Origin of the sequence: Brucella sp. NBRC 14130, from assembly GCF_040371715.1 — a bacterium.
Taxonomy (GTDB): Bacteria; Pseudomonadota; Alphaproteobacteria; order Rhizobiales; family Rhizobiaceae; genus Brucella; species Brucella intermedia.
The window spans coordinates 150,987-158,397 of record NZ_BAABTE010000011.1 but is presented as its reverse complement, the minus strand read 5'-3'; the positions used below and the strand labels follow the sequence as shown (position 1 = coordinate 158,397).

Sequence of the window (7,411 nt, the reverse complement as noted above, 5' to 3'; positions counted from 1 at the left end):
ACAAACCACCGGCACCCGAAGCAGCCGTCTGGCCTCCACAAAATGGGCCAGCGTCAACACCAGCAGTGGCAAGCAGACCGATCATGCACTAACATTCCAAACGGATCACCTCGTGGGGGCAGGCCATTCTGCAAATGTTTGCATTTGACCGAACGTCTAGAACCGTGTAAATCAAGGCTTAATAGTTTTTCCGATTGCGTTGACATCGTAGGGGTCACAGGTTCAATCCCTGTCACGCCCACCATTCGAACTCCAAACAAATCAATTGGTTATGGAAAAGTAGCGTTGCTGATATGTAGCGCACTTCAGGTTTGTCGAGCCTGAAATGAACCTATTGGTTATTCGACCAAATCCACACGCCCAATAGCTTCAACCCATGCCGCATGATGTGTTCGCCTCCATCAGGGAACGCTGTGGACCGCGCGGTATGCACCGCGAATGGGTGTTGGGGGCGCCAAGCCGCCCCTCGAGCTTCAAGGCCAATCAAAATTGGCGGATCGTCTCACGCACCTGTTCATCGATAAGATCCGCGACTTTCTGGGCGGCTTCGCGTTTTTCAACAGCCCGAGCGATACTCGTTTCGCTCTCTTCAAGAATTTTCAGATACTTGGTTTTCAAGTCGCTATTTTCAGGAACGGCACTGATGTTTTCGCGAATGCGCTCCTGCTCTCCGGCAAGGCGCTGAATATCTTCACTGGATTTTTCCAATTCCCTGTGCGCATCGACCTGCTTCCTGCGTGCCTCGGCAAGCTGTGCAAGCTTTTCCGCCACTCCCTTGTCGCTGGCGGACGACGACCAGCCCAGCAGAACGTCCGGTTCCGCATCAGCCAGTGTGTAGCTGTTACTTAGGAGCAGTTCGTCTACCGCAGTGACGGAAGCTTCGCCCCCCGCTTCGACATTTGTCTGCAACCGGTGATGTGTGGCAGTCCGACCGTTCTCTGCCTGCGACACAAACGACCAGCCCTCACGAACCGGATGTTCGATCACTATTGTCCGTTCACCATCCAGAGCACCCGAAATCGTATAGGTCGTGGTTTCCAGCAGTTTTTCTGTCGTGCGGATCGCCCCATCCACGACTTTGATATCCACGATCTTCTGCGTTGGCTTGCGATCCTCGGTTACGGTCACTTTCCGGTCCGTGGCAAAACTTGCCATGCGTATATCGCCCTTGGGCAAACCCGTGAGTTCGGCATCACCAATATAGCCTGCATTGGCATCATAAACGGTCAGGATACCGCCCGGCATGCTTGCGCCCGTCGAATTGCTGATCTTGATCGCCGCAATCGGATGGCGCAGCTTGCTTCCCGCGGTATAGACAGAAACCATCTGTGCCTCCACTGAGGCATCCGCAATAGGAACCGAGAGGGTATCGCCATTTGCCAGATCATAGCTGCCGGGCAAATCGAACGTGGCTGAAGTGTCGCTTTCGGTGGCAGTTGCGCCAGTCTCCGCCTCCCCTGTCCCACCCCCATAGTCCGCGGGAGCCGGCGCTACTGCCGCCTGCTCCGCTACAGTCTCCATGGTTGGCGCCATCATGGCTTTTTTATCGGAAGCGGCGCGCGTCCGAACTCGATTTAACAAGTTGCCTGTATCGGGTGCCGCCACATTATCCGACGCCGTGTTGACGACGACTTCTGACCGCTCTTTCCAGTAGAGCTGATGCAAGCGCTGTTTCAACGTAACGGGATCGGCCGAGGACAGCGCGATCTTCACACCTTTCCAATCTACTCCGCTGGCATTTTCAAGTATGGCCCACGCCTGAAGACGAGCCTTGGCGTCCTTGCCGACAACCACCCGATAGGCTGTCTTCCAGATCGGCGCGGCGATCACATAGTTAAGCCGGACTTCTTGTCCACCAGTTCCGGCAATATGCACATTAACGACACGTGCACCGTCATTCTTTGCGCGTCCCGTCGCCGCAACGGCGTCGGCCAGTTTCTGGCGCATTTCCGGATCTTCGACTGTCAACGCGGCATCGTCGCCAAGTTTGAGTGTGTCAATCCGGTCGTCCTTGCCAAGCACTGTCAGCAGTGCACGTTCAGCCGTTTTCTCGCTGTCGCGCGTTTCCACGCCAAGAACCTTGCCCGTCACTGTTTTTCCGCCACTCGTGACCGATACCACCGTACCTTGCATGGACGCGAGAAGTGCAGGCGCTGACGCTAAAGTTTCAGGCGTGAACGGCAGGCCCTTGAAAGTTTCCTCGAGAGGCCTTGGTCCGGCGAGCGATACCCGATCGATCGTTCCAGCGTTGCCATTCAAGACGAGGCTTTTCAGAACGTCGTCGACCTGGTCGAAAGGCACTTCGATCTGTATCGTTCCGTCAGCCGTTGGGACGGCTTTTCTGGAAATTTCCGCCAATCCGCCAGAGGACAGCCGGATCGCGTCGATCCCACCGCCATCACCCGCTACGGCGATACCGGAAAGTGCAGTACCAAGGAGCAGTGCGGCAGCCCCGGCTACATGGATGCGTTGGAACACTGTAGATCTCCTCAGAAAAGAATCAGCGTAGGGCCTTATCGTTTTCGGAATTTCGGTCAAAACTTCGGCTTCGTCGTGGCTTTTCAGCCATAGAGACGTTAATCATCCATTTGATCCTCGAACAGGAAGCCTGCACAGCCATCCACAAGTGTATTATGGAGGATGAGGAAGCAGTCAGCGAATGATCCCTCTCCGGCCCGGATACGACGGAAGGCGGGACGGCAACCTTGTTGGGTTATGCTTTCAGCATGATCGTGTGCACAGTCGCAGCCTGCACGGCATTTGGTGAATAGACCAGGGGACAATGGGCGCCCTCGTGCCAGCGGGGAAGAAGGTCCTTGTAATGGGGCGAGCCGGGCAAGCCAGACTGTCCCGGATTGTTGACGAACAGGCTGTTGTCCCATTCTCCCACATCGATCACCATCCGAACCGATGGGCCAGCCAGAACAGAAAAATCATTGAGGCGGTAATTGGCATAATTGAGGGTGGAGCTGCTACCGCCCAACTCCAAAGTCGCGAGGGACCAGTCCTCGTCCGTCAGGGATTGCAGGGGATGAGAGAGCTTGAGTCGATGAACACGGCCCCACGACCACTCGTCCGGCTTCTCTCCCATCAATGACACGCATTCTGCCCAGGCATCATCAAGACTTTGTGCAATATTCTTGTGGACCTCTCCTGCCGGCACCGCTTCTTCCAGCCATTCCACGATGCTGGGAGCATCGAACGGCATGAGCATCGGAATGATATGAGGCTCCGCGCCTTCCCTTCGGGCGACAAGCGGGCCGAGATGCTTGCTGAGCCAAACTTCAAACAAGGCGGCAGGAGCTGAATCTGCTGCCAGATTACCATCCCAGTTTCGAAGCAGTTGCCATGCGGCGGGCTCGCCCGTTACACCCATCGCTTTCAGGCATTTCAGAGCGCGCGTAGCAATGGGCGAAAAGGTCGAACATTGCAATCTCACGCAATCCTCAAGGGAAATCGGCGTTTCACGCGACAGTTCTCGATGCAGCGTGTCGTGCCTGCTGCTGTCGAGCCATTCATAGCCAATGGCCGGGCTTGCGGCAGCCCAGTCATCCGGCACGTTCATCGCATTGGCGGTCGCGATGAAACCACGCGCGGGATTGACTTCACACGGTCCTGCTTGCGGGAGCAGATAACCGTTCCATTCGTAGCGCCCATCACCGGGAACGGGTAGCAACCCATCCCAATTCTGACGTATGGGCGACGCACCGGAGGGTTTCCATGCAATCTTATTGGTCGTATCCGCGTAAATGTGATTGACGGACGGACAGCCCCATCCATTCAACGCTTTGACATATTCCGCATAGTTCCTTGCCTCCATGACGGAGAGGCTGGCCATGTAAGGTGCCATACCAGCATCCATCCAGACGGTTCGCAGTCCAAAAGCCCTATTGTTCACAGCATCCCGATAGATGACAGGGCCATGGCGGGTAAACTCCAGTGTCACTGACTGGTCTGGACAACCTTTTACTGGAATGGCTTCCGTAATGGTCGTGAGTTTTTCCCAACCATCCCGATACACATATCGTTCAGGATCATCTTCACGGGTCCGATAGACATAGATGTCTTCCTGATCCGCCCCGAAAATGGTGAGCCCGAAAGCGGCAGTCCCGTTATGACCCATCGATATTCCCGGCACCATCGGTTCGCCTGCGCCAATCACATCAAGGCCCGGCGCCGACAGATGCACTACGTAACGAATAGACGGCAAGACATGCGTCCGATGCGGATCAAGCGCCAGTATCGGGCGCGCTGTAGTGGTTTTCTCGGCTGAGATTGCCCAATTGTTTGAGCCTTCTTCGAAGGAAGCCCTGATGATCTCACCGGATGGTGTAACGGTCGTCCAGAGTGCTGCATCCTCAAGCGTGGCCGAAAGCCTGTCACGGGAGTATGTCGCCGGACTGACCGCAAGATTGAAATCACGCAAAACTCGATCCGTCATGATCGCCGGATCAAACCCATCGACCGGCTTCGACACAACGCCATGCGACAACTGCTTGCGCAATCCATCGAGCCTTGCGCCAAGCTCGCTTCCAACAGCGGCCATCACCTTTGACCGCAATAGTTCGGAAGATGCATTACGTGTCAGCGAGTGGGTGCGCACGCGCACCACATCTTCCGCCTTCCATCGGTCGGGGCGATGGCCAAGCAGCGTAAATTCCGGCGGAAGTGGTATCGAACCTGCATCGCAGGCATCGATATAGGTATTGATCCCATTGGCGAATGCGGAGCAGATTTCTTCCGCGTGAGCCCCGTAGGCTTTCCATTCGGGTGCCATATCGCCGCGATAGAGAAACAGCCGCGCCGCCCTGTCCTGTTCGAGATAGCCGGGGCCGAAATCACGTGCCAGCAGGCCGAGACCGCGCTTGCGCGCGATATCGATCTGCCAGAGGCGATCACGTGCGGCATTCCAGCCTTGCGCGAAGAAAAGATCATGAAAATTGTTCGCCTGAATATGGGCTACGCCCCACCGGTCGACCCTGATCGTGACGTCTTCCTTAAGACCTGGAACCTCATGGGCTGCAAGTCGCTTCTTGTCGCGCATGGCTGTATCCGTTTGTTCAGTTGAGCCGCAGAAACAAGCCCGCGTGGAGACGCGCCCGTTCTATGAGGCTGTCCTCGAAGATATGTTCACCCAGGGTATGAAGACCTTCCCCCCGAACGCCGATGGAATCGAGCGTCGGCACGCCAAGCGCGCCTGTGAAATTGCCGTCCGAACCACCGCCCGAACTCTGGGCCGTCATCGTGAACCCGATCTCCTTCGCAATATCATTGGCGAAGTTGAAGAGCTCCATATCTTGCGGCTGTCCGTGTTCCCAAACCGGGCGCGTGACGCCGCGCGTCACGATGAATTCCACATCGTCTTTCACGCCGGCAAGCGCCAAGATGCGAGAAACACCCTCTTCCAGATCCCGCTGGGTCTTGGCCATGCTGAGTGCTTCCGCCTTGCAGCTCGAAGATACGCAATTGACCCATTGTCCCGCATGAATGACACCGACCGAGAAGGTGCAGTCGTCTGTCGTCAGAGCTTCGATCTCCAGTATCTTTTCCGACATGCGGCGGATTGCAGAACGACCTTCCTTGAGCAACCAGCCAGCATGGCTCGGACGTCCTATCGTTTCGAGATTATAGCGCGCAATCGCGTAACGTCCCACGACGGCACCACCGTCGCGGCGCGCCGGCTCAGGGACAAGCACATATTTGTTTTTGAGTGCTTCCTGCTCAATCAGATCACGTGTGGAGGGCGTTCCGACCTCCTCGTCAGGGGTCAGCAGGAACGTCACAGGCAGCTTTGTCGTCAGTCCGGAACGGGCGATCTGGCGCATTGCCTCAAGGGCCACGAAATTGCCGCCCTTCATATCCTGGATGCCCGGCCCGTAAATCTTGCCGTCCTCGCGGCGATAGGGGTTCACATTGATGACGCCGAGCGGATGGACCGTATCGAGATGGCCGGAAACCAGAATGCCCGGCCTGCCTTGATCCGCATGGGGAAAACGGGCACGCAACGACCCGCCAAAGCCCATGCGGCCGGGTATGAATTCCACGCTCGCACCGGCAGCAGCAAAATCATAGGCCGCAGTGTCAACCAAGCGGTTCACGGCGGCCGCGTCGAAGGTCGGACTTTCTGTTTCGATCCATGGACGCAAGCGGGCAATCATCTCATTGAGATCGAACGGCAATTCATGCGCACTCATGCGGAAAGTTCCTTATTCACTGGCAAACGGGTTTCCACGATCCGGGCATAGATCGACGATCCGATGGGCAACGTCGCGGGATCGAGCGTAAAGGCAGGATTGTGGAGGGCGGCTTTGCCGCCGTGCAGCACATTGATGTAAGCACCGGGAACGCGGGCTAGCATGTCGGCGAAATCTTCGCTGCCCATGAAAGCGGGGCAATCCTCGGTCACGTTTTCCTCGCCCAGCACATCGCGTGCTGCAGCGATATAAGCGTCGGTTAATTCATGATCGTTGCGCAGAACATCAAACACGTTGCGGATATCGACATCGACAGTAATGCCGTAACCTGCAGCGATACCGGAACAGATCTCGCGCAGGCGGGTTTCGGCCAGATCGCAGACCCGCTTTTCGAAATAACGGATCGTGCCGGTGATCGTCGCGACTTCCGGCACGATGTTGTAGGCGCTGCCGGTATGGAATTGCGTGCAGGAGACGACACAGGCTTCCGTAGCTGGAATATTGCGGGAAACAATGGTCTGCAGTTGGCCCACGAGATCGGCACCAATCACCAGTACGTCACGCGCATTATGCGGCTGGGCCGCATGGCTGCCCTTGCCGGTCAGCTTGATGTCGAAGAAGCTGGCGCCCGCCATGGCTGCGCCCTTGCGAATCGCGGCTTTGCCCAGTGTTCCGAGGGGCTGATTGTGCATTCCATAGATTTCATCACAGGGAAATCGCTCGAAAAGCCCTTCCGAAATCATCCTGCGCGCTCCACCAAGGCCTTCTTCGGCTGGCTGGAAGACAAAAACCGCGCTGCCTTCGAAATTGCGCGTTGCCGCAAGATACTGTGCGGCGCCAAGCAGCATCGTCGTGTGTCCGTCATGGCCGCATGCATGCATGCGCCCCGGATTTTGCGAGCTGTAGGGGACGCCGGAAATCTCATCGATGGGCAATGCGTCCATATCGGCGCGCAAGCCGATACGGCGATTGCCACCATTGCGCCCCTTCAATATGCCGACGACGCCGGTCCCGGCGATGCCGATATGAACTTCATCGAAACCCCATCTTTCCAGCAGAGCGGCCACAACACCGGAAGCGTGCTTCTCCTCGAAGCCGATTTCGGGATGACGATGGAGATCTTCGAAAACCGCGCGCATCTCGCCGGCTTTCTCCTCAATAAACGGTATGATGGGCATGATTTCATTCCTGTTTGAAACTTTGAAGACCAGGGCTGC

4 protein-coding genes are annotated in these 7,411 nt (G+C 56.7%); all 4 read right to left on the bottom strand.

Features of this window, described 5'->3' with window-relative positions:
- Positions 1 to 483 precede the first annotated feature (483 nt).
- Positions 484 to 2,478 (bottom strand): DUF4139 domain-containing protein, encoded by a 1,995-nt coding sequence (locus tag ABWW28_RS20515; protein WP_050791030.1) that lies wholly within the window; start codon positions 2,476 to 2,478, stop codon positions 484 to 486.
- A 235-nt stretch (positions 2,479 to 2,713) separates the two neighbouring features.
- A complete protein-coding gene (locus ABWW28_RS20510) occupies positions 2,714 to 5,044 on the bottom strand; it encodes a penicillin acylase family protein (RefSeq protein ID WP_006469497.1) in 2,331 nt (776 codons plus the stop codon).
- A 16-nt stretch (positions 5,045 to 5,060) separates the two neighbouring features.
- Positions 5,061 to 6,194 (bottom strand): M20/M25/M40 family metallo-hydrolase, encoded by a 1,134-nt coding sequence (locus tag ABWW28_RS20505; RefSeq protein ID WP_006469498.1) that lies wholly within the window; start codon positions 6,192 to 6,194, stop codon positions 5,061 to 5,063.
- Entirely contained in the window at positions 6,191 to 7,372 is a 1,182-nt protein-coding gene (locus ABWW28_RS20500; RefSeq protein WP_036565989.1) for a M20 aminoacylase family protein, read from the bottom strand. Before ABWW28_RS20500 ends, ABWW28_RS20505 begins: the two co-directional genes overlap by 4 nt.
- Positions 7,373 to 7,411: the final 39 nt, after the last annotated feature.

Excerpts from the sequence above, each read along its gene's own strand:
- ABWW28_RS20510 (WP_006469497.1), bottom strand. The coding sequence starts at position 5,044 with ATGCGCGACAAGAAGCGACTTGCAGCCCATGAGGTTCCAGGTCTTAAG.
- ABWW28_RS20505 (WP_006469498.1), bottom strand. The coding sequence starts at position 6,194 with ATGAGTGCGCATGAATTGCCGTTCGATCTCAATGAGATGATTGCCCGC.
- ABWW28_RS20500 (WP_036565989.1), bottom strand. The coding sequence starts at position 7,372 with ATGCCCATCATACCGTTTATTGAGGAGAAAGCCGGCGAGATGCGCGCG.